The following is an 18727-nucleotide window of genomic DNA, read 5'->3' on the forward strand; positions in this document are numbered from 1 at the left end:
GCCACCGTCGAGTGCGCGGTCGGCCCCGACTACTCGTCTGTGGAGTGTGCTGATGAATATCCCCGAGCTGTCCGATACCGTCCGGCTGGACTGCGATGTGCTGGTCATCGGCGGCGGTACCGCCGGAACGATGGCGGCACTCACCGCCGCGGAGAACGGCGCGAACGTACTGCTGCTGGAGAAGGCGCACGTCCGGCACTCCGGCGCCCTGGCCATGGGGATGGACGGGGTGAACAACGCGGTGATTCCGGGTAAGGCCGAGCCGGAGGACTACGTCGCCGAGATCACCCGGGCCAATGACGGAATCGTCAACCAGCGCACGGTGTATCAGACCGCGACGCGCGGCTTCGCCATGGTGCAGCGGCTGGAACGCTACGGCGTGAAGTTCGAGAAGGACGCCTACGGCGAATACGCGGTCCGGCGCGTGCACCGCTCGGGTTCCTATGTGCTGCCGATGCCCGAGGGCAAGGACGTCAAGAAGGCGTTGTATCGCGTACTGCGGCAACGCAAGATGCGTGAGCGGATCCGGATCGAGAATCGGCTCATGCCGGTGCGGGTGCTCACCGACAACGGGCGGGCGGTGGGTGCGGCCGCGCTGAACACGCGTACCGGGGAATTCGTGGCCGTCGGTGCCAAGTCGGTGATCCTGGCGACCGGTCCGTGCGGGCGGCTGGGGCTGCCCGCGTCGGGATATCTGTACGGCACCTACGAGAATCCGACCAATGCCGGTGACGGGTATGCGATGGCGTACCACGCGGGTGCCGAACTGTCCGGGATCGAGTGCTTCCAGATCAATCCGCTGATCAAGGATTACAACGGCCCGGCCTGCGCCTATGTCGCCAATCCCTTCGGCGGCTATCAGGTCAATGCGGCCGGTGAGCGATTCGTGGACTCCGATTACTGGTCCGGGCAGATGATGGCCGAGGTGTCGCGGGAGATCGAATCCGCCCGCGGACCCATCTATCTGCGGGTGTCCCATCTGCCGGAGGAAACGCTCTCCGCGCTGGAGGGCATTCTGCACACCACCGAGCGACCGACCCGGGAACGTTTCCACGCCAATCGCGGCCACGACTACCGCACCCACGACATCGAGATGCACATCTCCGAAATCGGTTTGTGCAGCGGGCATTCCGCATCCGGTGTCTGGGTGGACGAACATGCCCGCACCACTGTTCCCGGACTGTACGCGGCCGGGGACCTGGCCTGCGTACCGCACAACTACATGATCGGCGCGTTCGTATACGGCGATCTGGCCGGTGAGCACGCGTCCTCCACTCTCGCGGAAGTCGCCGCGCCACAGGATCTTCCGTCCGATCAGCTGGCCGCCGCGCACGCGCTGATCTACCGGCCCCTGCGGCATCCGGACGGACCTCCGCAACAGCAGGTGGAATACAAACTCCGCCGCTTCGTCAACGACTATGTGGCACCGCCGAAGACGCAGACGAAGCTGTCGCTGGCGGTGGAGACCTTCGAACGGATGCGGACGGAGATCTCGGAGATGGGGGCGGCCACACCGCACGAGCTGATGCGATGCGCCGAAGTCGATTTCATCCGGGACTGCGCCGAGATGGCGGCGCGGTCCTCGCTGACCCGCACCGAATCGCGCTGGGGTCTGTATCACGATCGTGCCGATCTGCCCGAGCGCGACGACCAGGACTGGCGTTTCCATCTCAACCTGCGCAAGGGCGCCGACGGTGCGATGGAATTCCTGAAACGCCCGGTAGCGCCGTATTTCGTTCCGGTTCCCGAATGGGAGGACGTACCTTCGGAGGTGGAGCCGGTCGCGGTGACACAGCCGGAGCTGATCGCCGGCCCGCCGCGCACCGGCGACACGACCACCGGCTCACCGCGCTCCGGCATCACCGTTCCCGCACCCGCCGCGAACGCCGCGGCGCCGCGCATCGCGCTGCTGCTGAGCCTGGATGCGCCGACAGTCGCCGAACTCCGGGCCTATCTCGACGATGCGGACCCCCAGGTGCGCGCAACGGCGCTGTCGGTCCTCACCGAGGGCACCCCGGAGGGATTCGCCGCGGCGCTGATCGACGCGCTGGGCGACTCCGAGGCCGCTGTCCGGGCCGCGGCGGTGTCGGGTCTGCGGGAATTGATCGAGATCCTGCCCCCGGCTGACGATCTGGTCGACCACGCCGAATCCCCCGATGCGCTGGTCCGGGCCGCGGTGGTGGATCTGCTGCGGGCGCAGCGCCGGGGGTCCACGGACCTGTTCGGCAAGGCCGCGGTCGACAGCGACCACCGGGTCCGCATCGAGGGCGTGCGCGCCCTGGTCTCGGTGAACGATTGGTCCACGCTGACCGCCGTCGCATTCGACGAGAACCGGGAGGTCCGAGTCGCGGTCGCGCGCGGTCTGGCCGAGGTGGGCGCCGGGGGCGCGGAAACGGTCCGGAGTCTGGCCGCCGATCGGGATCCGCTGGTCCGGGCCGCCGCACTCGCGGCCTTCGCCACCCTCGGCGACGATTCCGATTCCGCGATTCTCACTGCGGCTCTGCGGGATTCGGCCTGGCAGGTGCGCGAGGGCGGTGCTCGTGGCTGGACCGGTCTGGGCCCGGCGGCCGCCGCCGAAGCCCTGGCGCCGGTCCTGGCCGATCCACATCCGGATGTACGCAAGGCCGCAGTCCTCACCCTCGGCAATTGGCCCGGCGACACCGAGGTCCGCGAAGTCCTGCGGGTAGTACTGGACGACACGGACGCCGACGTCCGCGCCTATGCCCGCCGCACGCTGGAAACAGTCTGAGTGTCAGCCCCGCACGCGGCGAATCCCGGCCGTGAAGTCGTCGAGGGCCTCGATGACTTCGTCGGCCTGCCACACCCGGTTGCGCACCTGCCGGGTCACCTCACGCAGTACGCCCGCCTCGACCAGACGATCGACCGCTCGATGCGCTGCCACTGCACTGATGCCAACAGTGCGCATCAGATAGGAACTGTTGACGATAGGCTGCGCGATCAACGCGTCGATCATCGGCCAGACTGCAGAATCCGCACGAGCGGTGGTGATCTCACGATATCCGGCGCGGATCGCTCGCAGGCGCTCGACCAGCCGGCCACCATTTCCCATCGCAAAGAATGTGGCATCGACGAACTGCCGAAGGATCGGCTCCACAGCACCGGCTCGATAGCTCGTCAGCGCATCGAAATATGCCGCGGTATCGACCAGCAGTCCGGCCGAAATCGGCACTGTCACATGACGAGTGAGCCCCTTGCTGCCCAGCATCGCATGCACGAGAGCCCGGCCGGTCCGTCCGTTTCCGTCGGTGAACGGGTGGATTGTCTCGAACTGAGCATGAGCGAGGGCTGCGTGCACGACCGCCGGAAGGTCATCACGTTGGATGAATCGAAACAGGTCGTCCATGGCCGCGACGACCCGGTCCTGATGAGGCGGTACGAAGTCGGCGCGATGCGGGCCGACGTTTCCGCCGCCGATCCAGACCTGTTGGTCGCGCCAGCGACCGGCGTGGTCCGGATCCGAGTCGCTCAACAAGGCGTGATGCGTCGACAGCAGCGTGTCAGCAGTGATCTCACGGCCGAGCTCCAGTGCCGCTTCCATGGCCCGCACATTCGCCGCGACGATCTGTGCATTGCGGTCGGAGTGTTCGCCGAGTTCCGCGAGTGCGAGCTGACGTGCACCGACTGTGAGGTTTTCGATCTGCGACGACGCGGCACTCTCGGTTCGCAGAAGGATCGAACTCATGGGCCCGAGTTCGCAATCTCCGCCGAGCTCCGCGGAAACACGAGCATCGAACCGGGCCAGTTCCGCGGCCGCTTCCTCCGCCTCGGTGAGCAGCTCAATGGGGGCCGTCAGGTCCCGTCCCGCAATCGCCGGCACAACTGCCGCGGAGTACGGACCAGCATGTTTGCGCAACTGGGTCCGCGAGGCGGACGTGTCCCGAACCGACCACGGGCGCTCCTCGTACGTGACAGGCGGCCACCGACCGTCGGCAGAAGCGTCGACCATACGGCCATCATAGTTAACGCTATTGCCTTAGCGTTAACTAAAACCGCCGGGAAATGTACGATAATCGCCATCAGAAGGCGCCCCGGCGGCATGGCAGGCGTCGGCGCTGTTCATAATCCCCTCAGAAAGCAACGCTAGCCTCCTCTCCGCAGCTGTTACTTAACTTGGCTAAGGAATGCATATGGCACGGGTGTCCAGTCGTCGCTACATCGCCGCGGCCGCTCTCGCGACATCGGTCGGGATCGGCGCCGCATCGATCCCGTTCGCCGCGAGCGCCGCGCCGCTACCCACCTTCCCGGTCGGCGCCCCCAGCTACACCGTGGATGTGAACACACCGGCCGCCGCGCCTGGCTACATCTACTACAGCAACGGGGTCAGCGCGGCGGCGCTGGTGCCTGGTGCGGGCCGGGCGCTGGCCGGGATTCCCGCGACCGCGCCGGCGAATATCGTGGTGGACAAGTCCGGGCGCGAGGTCTGGCGCTACACGCCACCGGCCGGGCAGGACGTGTCGAACTTCCGCACCCAGACCTATCAGGGCAAGCGGGTGCTGACCTGGTGGCAGGGCGATACCGTCGGCGGGCACGGGTCCGGTACCGATTACATCGCCGACGAGCACGGCACGGTGTTCGAAACCCTCGACGCCGGTGGCGATTCCACCGATGTGCACGAATTCCGCCTCACCCCCGACGGCCGCGCGCTGATCACCTCCTATCGAGAGATCGACGCGGACCTGTCCGCGATCGGCGGCCCCGCGAACGGCAAGATGTTCGACACGGTCGCCTCCGTGGTCGACGTGGCCAGCAAGCGCGTACTGATGCGCTGGAGCGCGGCCGAACATGTCCCGCTGACCGATACCACCGCCCCCGGCAAACTCCCCGGCAGCGATGCCTACGACCCGTACCACATGAATTCGATCGCCCTGGATCCCCAAGGGAATCTGGTGATCTCGATGCGCGACACCTCCACGATCTACGACGTCGACATCCACACCGGCGCGATCAAGTGGCAGCTCGGCGGTAAGAATTCCAGTTTCGAACTCGGCCCCGGTGTGGAATTCGCATTCCAGCACGACGCCGAATTCGCCGACCCCGACACCCTGCGGCTGTTCAACAACAACTCGAGCGGCTTCGAAACCAAGGGCCTGTCGAGCGTCCAGTGGATCCACCTCGACCAGGCCACCCATCGAGCCACATTGGTACGCAACCAAACCCACCCCGACAATCTCGTCGCCTTCGCCATGGGCGACGCCCAGCCGGTTCCGAACGGGAACACCCTCGTCGGCTGGGGTATGGCGCCGCACATTTCGGAGTTCACCCCATCCGGCGAGATGGTCTACGACGCCCGCCTCCCCCTCGGCACCTACCGCGCGTTCCCGGCGGACTGGGCCCCGGGGCACTGAACCGGGCAGCCGACCTCGCCTCCGAGGAGTTCTCCGAGAGCTCAGCGGATCTCAAGCACTGGCCAACTTCTCGTTGACCCACTTGTTGACACTGATACCACGCTCCGTGGCTTCGATGGTCAGTCGTCGATGCATATCCGCCGACGTACGAACCAGAAACTGTCCGCTGTAAGTACGGTCCGTCAACGGCACCGGCACAACTTTCACCGGTTCAGCCGAGCAAGTCCTCCGCGCGGCTCACTTCCAGAGCGAGACGGAGCCACTTGTCCAATTGCTCGTGATCGGTGCATTCGACAATGGCTTCACGCACACGATCGGATACAGGGACACCCCGCGTCTCGAGAACTCTCAGCACAAACTTCGCTTCGCCCCGCGCCTCACCCTCAGCCCTGCCTTGCTGCCTGCCTTCAGCGATATAGCGGCGCGCGAAGTCGCTGCGGAACTCGTAGTTGCGCAAATCGGCGGACATGAATGCCTCCCATTCGGGTCTGACAGCTGCGGGCAGCATCGTCAAGACCAAGTCATAATATCGCATGGCAGGGTCGCTGCCGATCGCTCCCAGGGCTGCTACCAGGGCTTTCCAGATATTTTCATGCTGCGGGTGGGTGGGGTGCGCGACGGCGGACAGGACCGCCAGTTCGGGAAGTTCGACAGCTTGCTCCGGGTCTACGACCACAGGCACCGCATCGGGATCCAGTACCAGTGGGCACAGCGCCGTGGGTGGATTGCCAAATCCGAGCTCCAACGGCTGGGCGGCCCAGCGCGCCGTCCGCCTGTCGGGGCAGATGATCAGCAGCAGAACAGGGCATTTCATCCGCGCACGCAGTGACGCGATGTAGACCGGCCAGGACCATACCTTGTCCGGATCGCGACGTAACTGGACTTCCACGACCACACCGAGGACGGGTGTGTCGTCCTGATGGAAGGCGAGTACCGCGTCGGCGTAATACTCGGTGGGTGCGAGCACGGTGGCCTTCTCCGATTGCGATTCCACCGATTCGTACTCCGGCAGCGAGCAGCCGAGCGCGGTCAGCAGCGCCGCAACCAGTGCCGGCTGTTCGGAGAACATGTCGATCACCACTTCATGTGGCGCAGAGGGCATGCACCGCAACGTAATCGATACCTCCGACACTCTCCGCATCGCACAGGCCAACCACACAATCGACGTATCATGTTGATACAGAACAACTTTCGATACAAATGACCTGCCGCGCCGCTGGACAGTTGATCACCAGTTCGGTGTTGCCGGTTCCCCGGCCCACCCCGTCGCAGATTCAACACCCCGGCCGGAGTCTCCGACTCGGATGATGCCCATGGGCACGGCTGTCGGCGCCCGGCATCACCGCCATTTCCAAGACCGCCAGTGTTCGGCATCTCGCTCCAGGTCAGGCAGGTGAGGACCCGGACTGATGAGGTCTGCACCGGTCAGCGCGGGGATCGGATGGTGGGGAACGGTGCAGGCATCCGGTACGTCCTATAGTTCGTAGCGGTTGCAATAGTCCAGCGGGAGGTTGTCGGGTGCAGCGACGAGTGACAGGGGCGGCGCTCGCCATCGGGGCGGTACTGGCGATGACGGCCGGGTGCGGTTCCACTACCGAGGGGTCGCCGGCCACGACCACCGACGCGGCCGCTGAACTGTGGGATCCGTGCACACAGATTCCGGACTCCGCATTGACAGCCGCACAGGTCGACCCGAGCACGAAGAAGTCCGGGATCGGCGGGGCGGTCCAAGGCGGCTGGAATATTTGCGCCTGGAAAGGCAAGAAGTACTCGGTCTCGGTCTATGCGACCGCCAAGCACTCTGCGGAAGAGATCGCCCACAAGGACGGCAATGTCAACCAGCAGCCCATCACCATGGCAGGTCGGCAAGGCACCGAATTCCACGAGCAGGGATCTGACCGCAACTGCGACGTGGCATTTCAGACGACGAAGGGAACAGTGCAGGTCCAGGTAATTGGGCGCATCTCAGATGATGTCCCGATCGACCCGTGCCCGACACTGGCAACCATCGGCGAGGCGATCGTGCCGTCAATTCCGCAGTAACAAGGGGTAACAATGGCAGCCAACGACGTTGGTACCTGGCAGCAGCGGGTAGGCGAGGCAAGATCCGGGGATCTCTACCTCGACGACGAGCAGACAGCTCGCGAATGCTTGGCAGCGTGCAACAAGCGTCTGGAAGACATCGAGGATCTCAAAGTCTACGTCGATCAGGTCAAGGCGGTCTCAGGCTTCGGCGATTTCGATATGGGTCATATGTTGGAGGGGCAGTTCAAACTTCAGGCCACTGGCGATGACAACAGCATCGAGAAGATCATCGCCGACCATGTCGAGACCGTAAAGAACATGCGAGAGGTCATGGCAATTTCGCTCGCGCGGCTGAGCGGCCAGGACTTCACGAATGCATCAACGCTCACCGGGATCATCGAGCAGAACCCGGCTAAGACTTAGTGCCCGCAGGCGATCTGGCGACCGATAGCATTATCGCGACAACACAAACCGCGGAACGCGATGACGGGGCATCGATCTAATCGTCGCCGCTAATTCCACTGCCGCTCGTAAACCAGTACGCCACTCATCTCTACAACCAGCAGCTTGCTGCTTCGCACCCTGGGCGGGGACACGAATGGCCTTGTAGTGAAACAGATTCGAGCCCACGATCCATCACATGGACCAGACATGCCAACCTCCTGCAGCAGTGAATGCATGTACCGGCCTGCCCATGGTCGATGTCGCTATCGGCAGCTGCCCGCATCATCGATCGCCATCCGACGAGAGAATCGACGCGCGGCCGTTGCGGCTTCGATTCGCGAACGCCGGTCGCTCCGTCGCCGAATATGCCATGCACCCAGCAGCGATAGACGATCCCCTTTGAGCCGGTGCGACCTACACCATCCGGCGGGTGGAGTCGTACCCGTCGGCGATCGTCTCGATCAATCGTATGGTGTCCTCCGCACTGGAGGCGAACGTGCGGAGTTCATCCAGTGAGCTTCTATAGGTACTGACCACATCGTCGTTCTCGACGAACAGTCCTCCCGTGAAACCCTCCGTAAATATCAACGGCGCCTCCGGTATACGGCCAGGATGCAACGGCGGAAACTCGACCAGTACGAAAGATCCGAGGACCAGCCCGGGATGGGTACCGGCATCGAATGGGATCGCCCGGATCGATACGTTCGGCAGGCGTGCGACCTCGGCCAGATGCCGCAACTGCTCGAGCATGACCTCCGGTCCACCGAGCTGGTGACGAAATACGCACTCCGAAAGCAGCACTTCGAACGAAAAGCCCGGTTCCGACAACTTGCGCTTCCGTCCGGCCACCACCTCCACGTGATGGTCGACCTCCGATCTGGACAGCGTCGGATCCGAGGCTTCTACGATCCATCGACGATATGCCCGTGTCTGTAGCAGTCCGGGTACAAGAGTGAGCCGATAGCTGGTAATCCGCGAGGCCGCCGACTCGAGGCTAATGAAGTGATTGAAGTTCGGATTTATCACGTCGGCGAAGGGTCGCCACCAGAAATTCGAGTCATCACCTCTCGCGGCCCTGATTTCTTGAAGCAAGCCCAGCACTTCAGCTTTGACATCCTCGTCAGCGTCATAGAAGCCCAAGAGCTCACGGAACTGTACCCGGCTGATCCGCACCGGCCGCCCCTCCTCCAGGCGGCCGATCCCCTGCTTAGACACGTCGATAGCCAGCCCCGCGGCCAATTGACTCTTCTGCGCCGCTGCCCGCAGTTCACGCATTCGGCGGCCGAGCGCGCGCCGGGGAAGGGTGGTCCCACCTGCCATAACTAGCCTCCCTCTCGAGTGTGGTCCAGTACGGACCCATATCTGCTGGACCGCCCGATACTGGACGCCCGGTGATCTGCCGGAACTCACCCTGTTTCGCTGGTCCATCAGCGCTTCGTTGGTGTGTACTTGGTGCAGCCCGATGACCGGGAAGGCCCGGAACATTCAGCCGCACAACCTCTCTCGGCACAGCGAGCGGCGACGGACCGGGACACCACCGAATCGCACTGAGGCGAAACGCTTGGTGGCTCTCAGCAGCCTCGGTCATCGGGTCGACCACACGACGAAGGTTCGAGACGATGACGAATTCGGAAGTGACAGAACTAGATACAGAATTTTGGAATACGAGAACATCCCCACACAGCGACAGCCCGATCGTAGCACCGCCGCACGTGTGCGGGTATGCCGAAATCGAACTGGCGCACGAACAGATGCGGCGGCATCGGAACTGCCGGATTCACGGATGTTCCTGGAAGGCCGCAGCCCATCAGACACTTGTGCACGCGGGCAAGCTCGCGCCGCAATCGGTGCCGCCCCGGCAGCGGGCGGCCGAACGCGACCTGGCATTTCCGGTCCTGGACGAGGCACCCCAGCCGGAGGTGACGCCGACACCACACACACTGCGCGAGGTGCTCCAACGGCTCGCCGATCTGGCGCTGCCGGAACCGGAGGCGATCCCGGATTCTGCCGATTCGAAAGGTGTTGAATCACAATGGATGTGACATCGGAGCGGCTCCGCGGCCTGAGCGATCGCGCCGACCGGGCGGGTTACCGGCTGCTACGCGATCGCACACGACCCGAAACCTGGATGCTCGTGGACGCCGAGGACGGAACGCCCGTTCACGCCGCGGCTTCCCTCGATCGGATCGAGCTATGGCTGGACCGGTGAACAGGCGGTATCCGGCAGTCGGCCCATGCTCAGGGCTTCGGGTGGTCGCCCTTGCGGACCTCGGCGATGGTGCGGGTGATCATGTCGCGCACCTGCGCGGTCATCTTCGCCGAATCGGTCGGCTTGACCTTGGCGACCCGGTCGCCGAAACATGCGTAGCGCCCGTCGTCGGCAAAATCGATGATCTGGAAATCCTTGCGGCCCTTGATATGCCGGTTGTCAGGACTCCCCCAGGGATAGGCGGCGATGTGGATGGTCGCGGTGGTGGGCCGGCTCATGAAACGCGTCAGCTGTTCCTTCGGGCTCACCACCCAGGAATCACGCACATGCGGTATCGGCGCGTCCAGATCTTCGACCGGAATGGTCAGTGGCTTCCCTTGTCCCGCAGCACAGTCGGGAAGGGCCGCGATCATCGCGGCGGCCACCCGATCGACTCCGAGAAATGAGAGATGCACGGTGCCGCCGATGCTGTCCTCCGGTCCGGGGTCCTGGACCGCGATCACGCCCTCGCCATCGTGGACCGCCGCGTGGATGCGGATCTTGTACTCGCGGCGACGTCCTCGGAAACCGGCGATCTCGACCCGGACCTCCGGGGCCAGCAGTATCTGGATCGCGCGTTCGAGATCCGTATCCACCTGCGGCAGTAGCTTTTCGGCGACTCGCTTGCGAGTTCGGTTCACATCCTCGAGCGTGTCCTCGGCGATGAAGCGGTGAGCGAGGGGGTATGGCAGTACGTCCCGGCCGGTGCAATCCCACAACACGCGGAATTCGGTGGCGGCGAACCGCCACTGTCTACTCGTGTTCATCGCCTCGACCCCGCTCGCAGCCGTCATCCACCGATGACCGGGGGAACGCTCTTCGGAAGAGCCGGGATACCGGTCAGCTCATCGCCGTTCTCCTGGTTGATCAGGTAGTCGGGAGCCGTCTTCGTGCGCTCGTCTTCCTTGTCGCCCTTACCGCGGCCCATACCACCCATGCCGGGCACACCACTGGTTCCGGACTTACCAGCGGCCGCGGCCGCACGACCGGCATTGCCCGCATCGGCGGCGAGGCCCGCCACCCCCGGAACGGCATTGCCCTGCCCGGGCGACCCGGGTGTACCGCCGCCGAGCCCGCCGGGAACGGACGAACCGGTACCGGTCTTCGCGAGCGAACTCGGGTCGAATCCCGCGGCCGTGGTGGCCGCCGCGGGGTCGGCCGGACTTCGATCGCCCGCGTTCGGCGAGCTGCTGGGCTCACTCGAAGCGGACGGGTCCGACGGCGAATTCGGCCCCTCGTCAACGGAATTCTGCTCGTCGGGATTCTGGTTCGGCGAGTTGTCGGTGCCGCCGGGGTCCACCTGGCCGGGCACCCTGCTGCCATCGGGAGGCACCACTGTCGACGGTGGCGGCTGGTCACCCGGACCGTTCGGCGGCTGGTTCGGCTTGGGAATCACCGGCACGCCGGCGTCGCTTTCATGCACAACGGGGGCGTAGACGGTGGACAGCACACGCTTGGCCTCGGCGTAGGCGTTGTGATAGGCCGTATCGTCGTTCTTCCAGCCTCGACCGGCGAGCCAATGCCGGAAATTGCCGACTCCCGACCGGTGCTCGGGCACATGCGGCACAAGATCTTTCGTGGGCGTCAGACCGGTGGACAGCTCGTCCAGCTTGTTCCCGGTGAGCTCCGCGGCCTTGGCCACCTGCGAGGACTTGGTCGTGTAGTCGGTGACCGCCTGTGCGGCGGCCTTGCTCGCCTCACCACGCCAGACGTTCTCGTCGGTGGCCTTGGTCATCGCTTGCTGGAATGTGGACAACGAGGTCGTTTCCTGAGTCCCGATCACGCTCCAGGCATTTTTCAGACCCGCGACCGCCGTCAGATCGATCTTGTCGACCTTCGCGCGCAGCGTCGCGAGATCGTGCCGTTCGAAATTGTCGGTGTCGTGCACCGAGGGCGGCCGGAACTCACCCTCGAATCCGATCTTGGACACCTCGGACCGGACGCCGTCGCGAAAGCCGTTGTACATGCCTTGAACGTCGGCCGCGCTCCTGGCGTTCGGGATACCCTCGCCGGCGATCAGGCTGGTCAGGCCGTGACCGATCTGGCTGCCGATCGTGGGCAGCGAGAAGTCCGGAATTCCGTACATCGGATAAGACATCGCGACCGACCCTTCCCCCGCGGAGCTTCGGCACGTTCCGGCGCCCGATTGCTCGCCCCCGACACTTCTGGTCAGCTGACTTTATCAAACGGCCCGCAGCTGCCCGGCTCCGCCGACGGCTCCGGCCACAGCGGTCGGGGCGGCCGAGTCCTACCGTCGTCGTTAACGAATCCAGCGGCTTCACCGCTATTGTGAACAATAGTGTTCGCAAACTATGGGAGACCCACGATGAAAGTTCTGACCGGCCGGAAATGCCTGATCACCGGCGCGGCGAGCGGAATCGGCCGAGCGACCGCGACGGCGGCCGCCGAGCAGGGCATGCGCCTGATCCTGACCGATATCGACGCCACCGGCCTGGCCGACACCGCGGCACGGATCCGCGACGCCGGTGGCGAGGTGCTCGCGTTCCGGGCCCTGGATATTTCCGATTACGAGGCCGTCACCGCGTGGGCGGCGGAGATCCACCGGGAGCACGGGAGCCTGGATGTGGTCATGAATGTCGCCGGTGTCGCCACCTGGGGCACGGTGGAGAACCTCGAGCATCGGGACTGGAAGTCGATGGTCGATGTGAATCTGATGGGCCCGATCCACATCATCGAGAATTTCGTCCCGCCGATGGTTCGAGCCGGCCGCGGCGGACATCTGGTCAACGTCTCCTCCGCCGCGGGACTGCTCGCATTGCCGTGGCATGCCGCCTACAGCGCCGCCAAATTCGGATTGCGCGGTGTCTCCGAGGTATTGCGGTTCGACCTGGAGCGCCACGACATCGGCGTGAGCCTGGTGGTTCCCGGCGCCGTCCGGACGCCACTGGTGGGTACCGTCCGGATCGCGGGGGTCGATCGCGACGATCCGAAGGTGCGGCGCATGGTGAACCTGTTCGAGGGATACGCGGTCACTCCGGAGAAGGTCGCCGGGCAGATCCTCGCCGGGGTCCGGCGCAACCGGTATCTGGTGCACACCTCACCGGATATCCGAATCGGCTACTGGTTCGCCCGCAAATTCGCCTGGCCCTACGAACTGGTGGCGCGCCTCGCGAACCGCCGGTTCGCCACACTGCTGCCGCCGCCGGGGACCACCGCCGGATGAACACTCAGAAATTCGCCACGCAGACCACGAAACGCCGTTCGTTGTAGACGAATCCACGATCGCCGCCGGTGCAGCTGTTGACATCGGTGGTGCCGTACTTGATCTCCACCACCCGGACCCGGCCGGGCGCGGTGGCGGCACAGTCGACCGGCTTCGGGCTGTCGGCGACGCTCATGCAATTACCGGCGACCCAGTTGTAGTCCAGGCAGACGGTGTCTTTGGCACCGCCGGGCAGCGTTTCGCCGACCGAGCGATCCGCATCGCCCGGGCAGTGCGCACCCTCGGTGACCTTCGCGGTCACCTTGTAGCGCGAATCCGTGCCGCTGCAGGCCGACTTCTGCACGGGCGCACCGCCGTCGGGTGCCGCGACGACCGCGGCGACACAGTCACCCACGGCGACGGTCTCGCCCGGATGCTTCTCGTCCGCCCCCTTGTTCAGGATCAGTGGTTCCTCCGGCGCCGCCGGGGTCGCGGTCGCGTCCCCGGACGGTTCGGCGGCTATCGGGGCGCCCGTGGCACTGGGTGCGGCCGTGCTGGACAACGACGTTGCCGCGGCATGGGTTTGGCCGGAATCGTGGTCGTTCGCCGTGAACGACAGCACGGCGGCGATCAGACAGGCCGCCGACAAGGCGGCAGCGATCACGAAACCCGTGAGGGTGACACCGGCTTGAACACGTCGGCGCGACACGTACTCGTCCTCCAGAGTGGTAACACTTCGAACCACCCCGGAGATGATCGAAGAACACATGCGTTTTTGAAGACCCTCGAAATGCATACACCATCCGGGGTTCCGCGTCGACACGGCCGATGCGAAAATAGAAATCTTTCATTTTCAGACAATTACTTCATCACGATTACACAACAATGCCCGAGTACAGGTTCGAGAATTACCGAGTCTGGCAATTAGCGTTCGACGCGTTAGTGTCACATTCCGTCCGGACCGCACGGCCGGAAGTCTCGTGAGAAGGAATCTCGAATGAAGTTCGGCACGTTCGCCGTAACCTCGATCATGGCAGCGGCCGCGGTCGGGATGAGCGCGGGAATCGTGAACGCCAGTCCCCCGGCCGCCTCCCCGGCCCCCGCCAAAGAGATCACCGCATCCGGAATCGATCGTGGAGTCGGCTATCACGCTGTGCTCAGCGACTTTTCGCGGGTGCTGACCACTGTCGTCGATCACGGACGATTCGAAGTCAACCACGACGCCACGGCCGTCGACCTGAAGTCCGACAACGGCACCTCCCTCGTCACGGTGCCGCTGTCGTACAAGGTCTCCGGGAAGACCATGCACGTCGCGCAGAACATCAGCGAGGACGGTCACAAGATCGTGCTCGAGCCCAAGGCCGACGCCAAAGAGGTCGGCGAGATGCAGCCGATCGATTCGATGACGCGGCTGAGCAACGAGGTCAACCAGAACGTCGTCGGCATGGTCGTCGGCGGCGTGCTCGGTGGCCTCATCGGCACTGTGCTGGGATTCGGTTTCCTCAGCATCATCACCGGGCCGATCGGCCTGGTGATCGGTGCGATCGGCGGCGGGTACGCCATGGGCGGGCAGCCGTTCATGGACGCGCTCACCGCGGTCGTCAGCGGCCAGCCCTGATCCGGCCGGTGTGCCGGGGCGACCGCGACGCCCCGGCACACCGTTTCCGGACGACACGGGCTTTCTGCTTGCACCACCGGCGAATTCGTGGCTCAATCCGAAGAGTGGCCGGGGAACCGTACAGATGGGTCGAGACAGCCGAGACCGATATGGTCGGGCTGCGAGATCTGGTTTCCGGGCGCGCCGTGGCGATCGTGCGGCCGGATGAGCAGGATCTCCCCGAGTCGCTGCTGCGCCGGGTCGAGCGACTCGTCTTCGAATGGGCCAATCTGCTCACCCAGTACGACGCCTGGTCGGACATCCATGCCCTGCACCGCCGGCAGCCCGAAACCGTGCTGCGGGCGTTGAGCTGGCTGCTGGCCCTGTGGGCGGTGGTCGGTGAGACCCGGGTCGGGAAACCCGCCGACGCGATCATTCGCGATCTCGACTACCGCGGTGGCTGGCGGGACAGCGACAGTGCCGAGGACGAACGGGTGTGGGCCGGGCTGACCCAGCGCGTACGGCTGGGTGGCATCGCAGCGCTCACCGAGGATCCGCGTGCGGTGCGGGCCTACCACGGGGCCTGTACCGAATCCGTCGACATCGGACCACTGCTGTTGCAGCACACGCTGATCCACCTGGACGCGCTGAGCCAGGACATGGACCGGGCCGGCATCCGGGCGCGCGGGCTCGCCGCGTCGGTACTCGACCACACCAGCCCCGATCCGGGGCCGCGGCGGCGGTTGTGTTTCCGGCCGTCACGACCCGGCGGTTCGGACGGTCTACGCGACTTCGGCTGACGGGGCAACACCGTCCGGCACCGGATCGGCGCCGGGGTGCAGGCGCCGGAACCTACTGCCGTGGAAGACCAGCGGCTCGTCCTGCGACCGGGTCGCCAGGCGGGTGATTCGCACCAGGACGACCTGATGGTCACCCGCGGCCACCTGAGTGTGCACAGCGCCCTCCAGCCACGCCACGGCGCCGTCCACGAAGATCGCGCCGTCCGCACCGCGCCGCAACTCGAGATCGCGGAACCGATCGCCCTCGCGCCTACTCATGTTCTTGGCGGCGCCGTCCTGATCGGCACTGAGCAGACTCAGGCCGAGATGTTGTGCGCCCAGCAGTTTCGGCCAGGTGGACGAGCTGTTCTGGACGCAGAACGACACCAGCGGCGGATCGAGGGAGACCGGTACGAATGTACTCACCACCAACCCCGCCGGCGCACCGGCTGTTTCGGCGCACACGGCGACCACCGCGCTCGGGAAATGCGCGAAGGCGCGACGTAGACCGGCGCTGTCGGACGGGATGTCGGTCAGTTCGGACATGATGCACCTCGATGAGCTCTGCCGCCGGATCAGATGACGCCGTGCAGCGGGGGCGGGGCGCCGTCGAGGACGGCACGCCCGATGTGCTGGTACTTCCACCGCACGGGGTCGTGCAGGGTGTGCGTGCGGGCATTGCGCCAGAACCGGTCGAGGTTCAGATCGGCTGCCGCACTTCTTGTTCCGCTGACCTCGAACAACGCGGCGGAAACCTCGTTGGCGGCACGGTCGGCGGTGATCTTCGCGGTGGCCACCGCGACGGACGCCGCGGCCGCCGGCTCCGCGGCCGGGTCCGCGACGACCCGATCCACCGCCCGGCCCGCCGCCTCGAAGGTCGCCTCGGCCGTGGCGACCGTGACGGCCAGTTCGCCGATGCGCTGGACGAGCAGTGGATCGTCGGCCGCACGCGACACACCGGCCTCGAACCACGGCCGGCTGCGGGTGCGGACGAAATCCGCGGCCGCATCGAGTGCACCGCGCGCGATGCCCGCGTCGATGGCCACATGCAACAGCTGGGCGAAGGCGCCGTAGCCGGTGGGTGCGTTCACCGCGGCCGCCCGGGCGATCAGCTGATCACGCCGGACCCGGACACCGGTGAGGGTCACGGTGCCACTGCCGGTGGTGCGCTGGCCGATTCCGTCCCAGTCGTCGACCGTCTCGACGCCGGCGGTGTCGGCGGGCAGGAACGCGATGTAGTCCCCCGGGGACAGGCCACTGCTCTCGCGGGGGTCGTCCAGCCTGGTCAGTACGGCCAGCACATCAGCGAAAAGCGAACCGGTGCAATAGAACTTGGTGCCGTCGATCCGGAACTTCGCGTCGTCACCGGGCGGGCCGTCGGGTCGCAGGGTGGTGGCGATCTCGGCGACCGTCGCCCCGGTGCGTTCGGACTGGGCATTCGCGATGCGGGCGCCCGCCAGCACCCGGCCGAAGTGGTGCTCGCGCTGATCGCGAGTTCCGGCCAGCCGCAACAGATTCAGATAGACGAAATGAGAGTGCGGTATCTGGGCGATATTCGGGTCCGCCGCCGCCAGCAACCGGACCACCTCGGCCACCTCGCCGGGCGCCAGATCCGCACCACCGAATTCGGCCGGCACCGTGACGGCCAGCAGGCCACTCGCCGAGAGCCGGTCGATCTCGCGGTACGGAAGTTCGCGATCGCGGTCGCGCCGGGCGGCGTCGACCGCGAACTCCGCCGCCAGGGCGGCCGCGGTCTCGCGAGCCTGCTCGGCCGAGGTGATCCGCTGGGCGGCAACGGCTGTCATCGACTCGCCGCCAGTTCCGGGTCGCGCTGCGCCTCCAGCTCCCGCACCAGGGGCAAGACCTTCGCGCCGAAATATTCGATCTCCTCCTGGAAATGCAGGAAGCCCGCCAGGATCAGATCCACACCGAGATCGCGATAGGCGACGATGCGCTCGGCGATCTGCTCCGGTGTGCCGATGAGCTGACTGCGAAAACCATCGTTGTACTGGACCAGATCCTCGAAGCTGGAATCCGCCCACATCCCCTTGCCGTCCCGGGTCGAGGCACCCGCCTGCCGCACGGCATCGCGGAAGCCCTCGACCGCGGGCTTGTTCGCCTTCTCGATGATCTCGCGCAGGGTGTCGCGGGCCTCGGCCTCGGTGTCGCGGGCGATGATGAAGCCATTGAGGCCGAATTTCACCTCGCGGTTGCTCTCCCGGGCGACCGCGCGCACATCCGCGAGCTGTTCGGTGACCCCGTCGAAATCCTTGCCGTTGGAGAAGTACCAGTCGGCGTGCCGGCCACCATTGCGGCGGGCCGCGGTGGAATTACCGCCCTGGAACAGTTCGGGATTCGGACGCTCGGGTGTGTTCAGCGGCTTCGGCTTCAGGGTCAGATCGCGAATCCGGTAGAAGTCACCGGCGAAGTTCACCTCGTCCTCGGTCCACAGCTTGCGGACGACCTCGAGGAATTCGGCGCTGCGCCGGTAGCGCTCGTCGTGCTCGAGCCACGGCTCCCCGAGGGCGGTGAACTCCCCGCCGAACCAACCGGAGACCACATTGATCGCGAACCGCCCGCCGGACAGATGATCGGCGGTCACACCGAATTTCGCCAGCACCGCCGGATGCCACAACCCGGGATGCACGGCGGCGATGACCTTCAACCGCTCGGTGGCGCCCAGCAGAGCGAGACTGAACGAGGTCGACTCGTGCTGGTACTCCGCACCATAGGACGCGGTGTAGCGCACCTGGGACAGGGCATAGTCGAAGCCGTTGTCCTCCGCGGTGCGAGCCAGCTTCTTGTTGTATTCGAAATCCCAGCCCGTGCGCTGATCGATGGTGCTGGTCACCAGCCCGCCGCTGACATTGGGCACCCAGTACGCGAATTGCGTACGCTCGGCGATCTTCTCCGTGGTCATCGAAACTCCTGTGCTCTACGGGACACCCGCACCCGGTCGCACCGACGACCAGCTGCGCGATTGTCGGCCATCAGTGCTCCTGTGTTCTGCGGGACACCCGCACCCGGTCGCACCGACGACCAGCTGCGCGATTGTCGGCCATCAGTGCTCCTGTGTTCTGCGGGACACCCGCACCCGGTCGCACC

Annotated in this window: 19 protein-coding genes; 9 read left to right on the forward strand and 10 right to left on the reverse strand. The window is 65.4% G+C overall.

Going from position 1 to position 18727, the window contains the following annotated elements:
• The first annotated feature begins 52 nt into the window (after nt 1–52).
• Nucleotides 53–2749, forward strand: coding sequence for a fumarate reductase/succinate dehydrogenase flavoprotein subunit (locus tag AB0L57_RS05735; protein WP_364957766.1), 2697 nt, complete (start codon nt 53–55; stop codon nt 2747–2749).
• Nucleotides 2750–2752: 3 nt separating this feature from the next.
• Here the strand turns inward: AB0L57_RS05735 and AB0L57_RS05740 are convergent, their stop codons facing one another.
• Nucleotides 2753–3703 carry a Fic family protein gene (locus AB0L57_RS05740; RefSeq protein WP_364957768.1) on the reverse strand — a complete coding sequence of 317 codons (951 nt, stop codon included), beginning with the start codon at nt 3701–3703 and terminating at the stop codon, nt 2753–2755.
• A gap of 445 nt (nt 3704–4148) precedes the next feature.
• Between AB0L57_RS05740 and AB0L57_RS05745 the strand changes: the two genes are divergently transcribed.
• Complete coding sequence (locus tag AB0L57_RS05745) at nt 4149–5366, forward strand: arylsulfotransferase family protein (RefSeq protein WP_364957771.1); 1218 nt, start codon at nt 4149–4151, stop codon at nt 5364–5366.
• A 51-nt stretch (nt 5367–5417) separates the two neighbouring features.
• Here AB0L57_RS05745 and AB0L57_RS05750 read toward each other — a convergent pair whose 3' ends face one another.
• Both AB0L57_RS05750 and AB0L57_RS05755 read right to left on the reverse strand, forming a co-directional pair.
• The gene (locus AB0L57_RS05750) at nt 5418–5501 is read right to left on the reverse strand and encodes a toxin-antitoxin system HicB family antitoxin (protein WP_364959258.1); all 84 of its coding nucleotides are present in this window, start codon (nt 5499–5501) and stop codon (nt 5418–5420) included.
• Between the two features lie 76 nt (nt 5502–5577).
• The gene (locus AB0L57_RS05755) at nt 5578–6468 is read right to left on the reverse strand and encodes a hypothetical protein (RefSeq protein ID WP_364957774.1); all 891 of its coding nucleotides are present in this window, start codon (nt 6466–6468) and stop codon (nt 5578–5580) included.
• Nucleotides 6469–6884: 416 nt separating this feature from the next.
• Between AB0L57_RS05755 and AB0L57_RS05760 the strand changes: the two genes are divergently transcribed.
• Both AB0L57_RS05760 and AB0L57_RS05765 read left to right on the forward strand, forming a co-directional pair.
• Nucleotides 6885–7409: a DUF3558 domain-containing protein gene (locus tag AB0L57_RS05760; RefSeq protein ID WP_364957777.1), complete on the forward strand. Its 525-nt coding sequence runs from the start codon at nt 6885–6887 to the stop codon at nt 7407–7409.
• A 12-nt stretch (nt 7410–7421) separates the two neighbouring features.
• Entirely contained in the window at nt 7422–7814 is a 393-nt protein-coding gene (locus AB0L57_RS05765) for a hypothetical protein (RefSeq protein ID WP_364957780.1), read from the forward strand.
• 435 nt (nt 7815–8249) lie between these two features.
• Here the strand turns inward: AB0L57_RS05765 and AB0L57_RS05770 are convergent, their stop codons facing one another.
• A complete protein-coding gene (locus AB0L57_RS05770) occupies nt 8250–9155 on the reverse strand; it encodes a helix-turn-helix transcriptional regulator (protein WP_364957783.1) in 906 nt (301 codons plus the stop codon).
• Between the two features lie 392 nt (nt 9156–9547).
• On the opposite strand from AB0L57_RS05770, the gene AB0L57_RS05775 reads away from it, so the two are divergent.
• Entirely contained in the window at nt 9548–9877 is a 330-nt protein-coding gene (locus tag AB0L57_RS05775) for a hypothetical protein (RefSeq protein WP_364957786.1), read from the forward strand.
• Nucleotides 9868–10044: a hypothetical protein gene (locus AB0L57_RS05780; RefSeq protein WP_364957789.1), complete on the forward strand. Its 177-nt coding sequence runs from the start codon at nt 9868–9870 to the stop codon at nt 10042–10044. The genes AB0L57_RS05775 and AB0L57_RS05780 overlap by 10 nt, the downstream gene beginning before the upstream one ends.
• A gap of 29 nt (nt 10045–10073) precedes the next feature.
• Here AB0L57_RS05780 and AB0L57_RS05785 read toward each other — a convergent pair whose 3' ends face one another.
• Both AB0L57_RS05785 and AB0L57_RS05790 read right to left on the reverse strand, forming a co-directional pair.
• The gene (locus AB0L57_RS05785; RefSeq protein WP_364957791.1) at nt 10074–10877 is read right to left on the reverse strand and encodes an ESX secretion-associated protein EspG; all 804 of its coding nucleotides are present in this window, start codon (nt 10875–10877) and stop codon (nt 10074–10076) included.
• Nucleotides 10874–12181 carry a hypothetical protein gene (locus AB0L57_RS05790; RefSeq protein WP_364957794.1) on the reverse strand — a complete coding sequence of 436 codons (1308 nt, stop codon included), beginning with the start codon at nt 12179–12181 and terminating at the stop codon, nt 10874–10876. The genes AB0L57_RS05785 and AB0L57_RS05790 overlap by 4 nt, the downstream gene beginning before the upstream one ends.
• A 228-nt stretch (nt 12182–12409) precedes the next feature.
• Between AB0L57_RS05790 and AB0L57_RS05795 the strand changes: the two genes are divergently transcribed.
• Nucleotides 12410–13267: an SDR family oxidoreductase gene (locus tag AB0L57_RS05795; RefSeq protein ID WP_364957796.1), complete on the forward strand. Its 858-nt coding sequence runs from the start codon at nt 12410–12412 to the stop codon at nt 13265–13267.
• A 4-nt stretch (nt 13268–13271) separates the two neighbouring features.
• Here the strand turns inward: AB0L57_RS05795 and AB0L57_RS05800 are convergent, their stop codons facing one another.
• A complete protein-coding gene (locus AB0L57_RS05800; RefSeq protein ID WP_364957799.1) occupies nt 13272–13991 on the reverse strand; it encodes a hypothetical protein in 720 nt (239 codons plus the stop codon).
• A gap of 252 nt (nt 13992–14243) precedes the next feature.
• On the opposite strand from AB0L57_RS05800, the gene AB0L57_RS05805 reads away from it, so the two are divergent.
• The gene (locus AB0L57_RS05805) at nt 14244–14864 is read left to right on the forward strand and encodes a hypothetical protein (RefSeq protein ID WP_364957802.1); all 621 of its coding nucleotides are present in this window, start codon (nt 14244–14246) and stop codon (nt 14862–14864) included.
• Nucleotides 14865–14968: 104 nt separating this feature from the next.
• Nucleotides 14969–15643 (forward strand): hypothetical protein, encoded by a 675-nt coding sequence (locus tag AB0L57_RS05810; RefSeq protein ID WP_364957806.1) that lies wholly within the window; start codon nt 14969–14971, stop codon nt 15641–15643.
• On the opposite strand, the gene AB0L57_RS05815 is transcribed toward AB0L57_RS05810, so the two are convergent.
• The 3 genes from AB0L57_RS05815 to sfnG are packed head-to-tail and all read right to left on the reverse strand — an operon-like array spanning nt 15626 to nt 18542.
• Nucleotides 15626–16168: a flavin reductase family protein gene (locus AB0L57_RS05815; RefSeq protein WP_364957809.1), complete on the reverse strand. Its 543-nt coding sequence runs from the start codon at nt 16166–16168 to the stop codon at nt 15626–15628. The genes AB0L57_RS05810 and AB0L57_RS05815 overlap by 18 nt on opposite strands.
• A gap of 29 nt (nt 16169–16197) precedes the next feature.
• The gene (locus AB0L57_RS05820; RefSeq protein ID WP_364957812.1) at nt 16198–17427 is read right to left on the reverse strand and encodes an SfnB family sulfur acquisition oxidoreductase; all 1230 of its coding nucleotides are present in this window, start codon (nt 17425–17427) and stop codon (nt 16198–16200) included.
• Nucleotides 17424–18542 (reverse strand): dimethylsulfone monooxygenase SfnG, encoded by a 1119-nt coding sequence (gene sfnG, locus AB0L57_RS05825; protein ID WP_364957815.1) that lies wholly within the window; start codon nt 18540–18542, stop codon nt 17424–17426. The genes AB0L57_RS05820 and sfnG overlap by 4 nt, the downstream gene beginning before the upstream one ends.
• Nucleotides 18543–18727: the final 185 nt, after the last annotated feature.

Source organism: Nocardia sp. NPDC052254, from assembly GCF_040679495.1.
Taxonomy (GTDB): Bacteria; Actinomycetota; Actinomycetes; order Mycobacteriales; family Mycobacteriaceae; genus Nocardia.

Coding starts and splice junctions, on each gene's coding strand:
- AB0L57_RS05805 (WP_364957802.1), top strand. CDS start 14,244: ATGAAGTTCGGCACGTTCGCCGTAACCTCGATCATGGCAGCGGCCGCG.
- AB0L57_RS05755 (WP_364957774.1), bottom strand. CDS start 6,468: ATGCCCTCTGCGCCACATGAAGTGGTGATCGACATGTTCTCCGAACAG.
- AB0L57_RS05770 (WP_364957783.1), bottom strand. CDS start 9,155: ATGGCAGGTGGGACCACCCTTCCCCGGCGCGCGCTCGGCCGCCGAATG.
- AB0L57_RS05765 (WP_364957780.1), top strand. CDS start 7,422: ATGGCAGCCAACGACGTTGGTACCTGGCAGCAGCGGGTAGGCGAGGCA.
- AB0L57_RS05780 (WP_364957789.1), top strand. CDS start 9,868: ATGGATGTGACATCGGAGCGGCTCCGCGGCCTGAGCGATCGCGCCGAC.
- AB0L57_RS05815 (WP_364957809.1), bottom strand. CDS start 16,168: ATGTCCGAACTGACCGACATCCCGTCCGACAGCGCCGGTCTACGTCGC.
- AB0L57_RS05740 (WP_364957768.1), bottom strand. CDS start 3,703: ATGAGTTCGATCCTTCTGCGAACCGAGAGTGCCGCGTCGTCGCAGATC.
- AB0L57_RS05785 (WP_364957791.1), bottom strand. CDS start 10,877: ATGACGGCTGCGAGCGGGGTCGAGGCGATGAACACGAGTAGACAGTGG.
- AB0L57_RS05735 (WP_364957766.1), top strand. CDS start 53: ATGAATATCCCCGAGCTGTCCGATACCGTCCGGCTGGACTGCGATGTG.
- AB0L57_RS05795 (WP_364957796.1), top strand. CDS start 12,410: ATGAAAGTTCTGACCGGCCGGAAATGCCTGATCACCGGCGCGGCGAGC.
- AB0L57_RS05790 (WP_364957794.1), bottom strand. CDS start 12,181: ATGTCTTATCCGATGTACGGAATTCCGGACTTCTCGCTGCCCACGATC.
- sfnG (WP_364957815.1), bottom strand. CDS start 18,542: ATGACCACGGAGAAGATCGCCGAGCGTACGCAATTCGCGTACTGGGTG.
- AB0L57_RS05820 (WP_364957812.1), bottom strand. CDS start 17,427: ATGACAGCCGTTGCCGCCCAGCGGATCACCTCGGCCGAGCAGGCTCGC.
- AB0L57_RS05750 (WP_364959258.1), bottom strand. CDS start 5,501: ATGCATCGACGACTGACCATCGAAGCCACGGAGCGTGGTATCAGTGTC.
- AB0L57_RS05745 (WP_364957771.1), top strand. CDS start 4,149: ATGGCACGGGTGTCCAGTCGTCGCTACATCGCCGCGGCCGCTCTCGCG.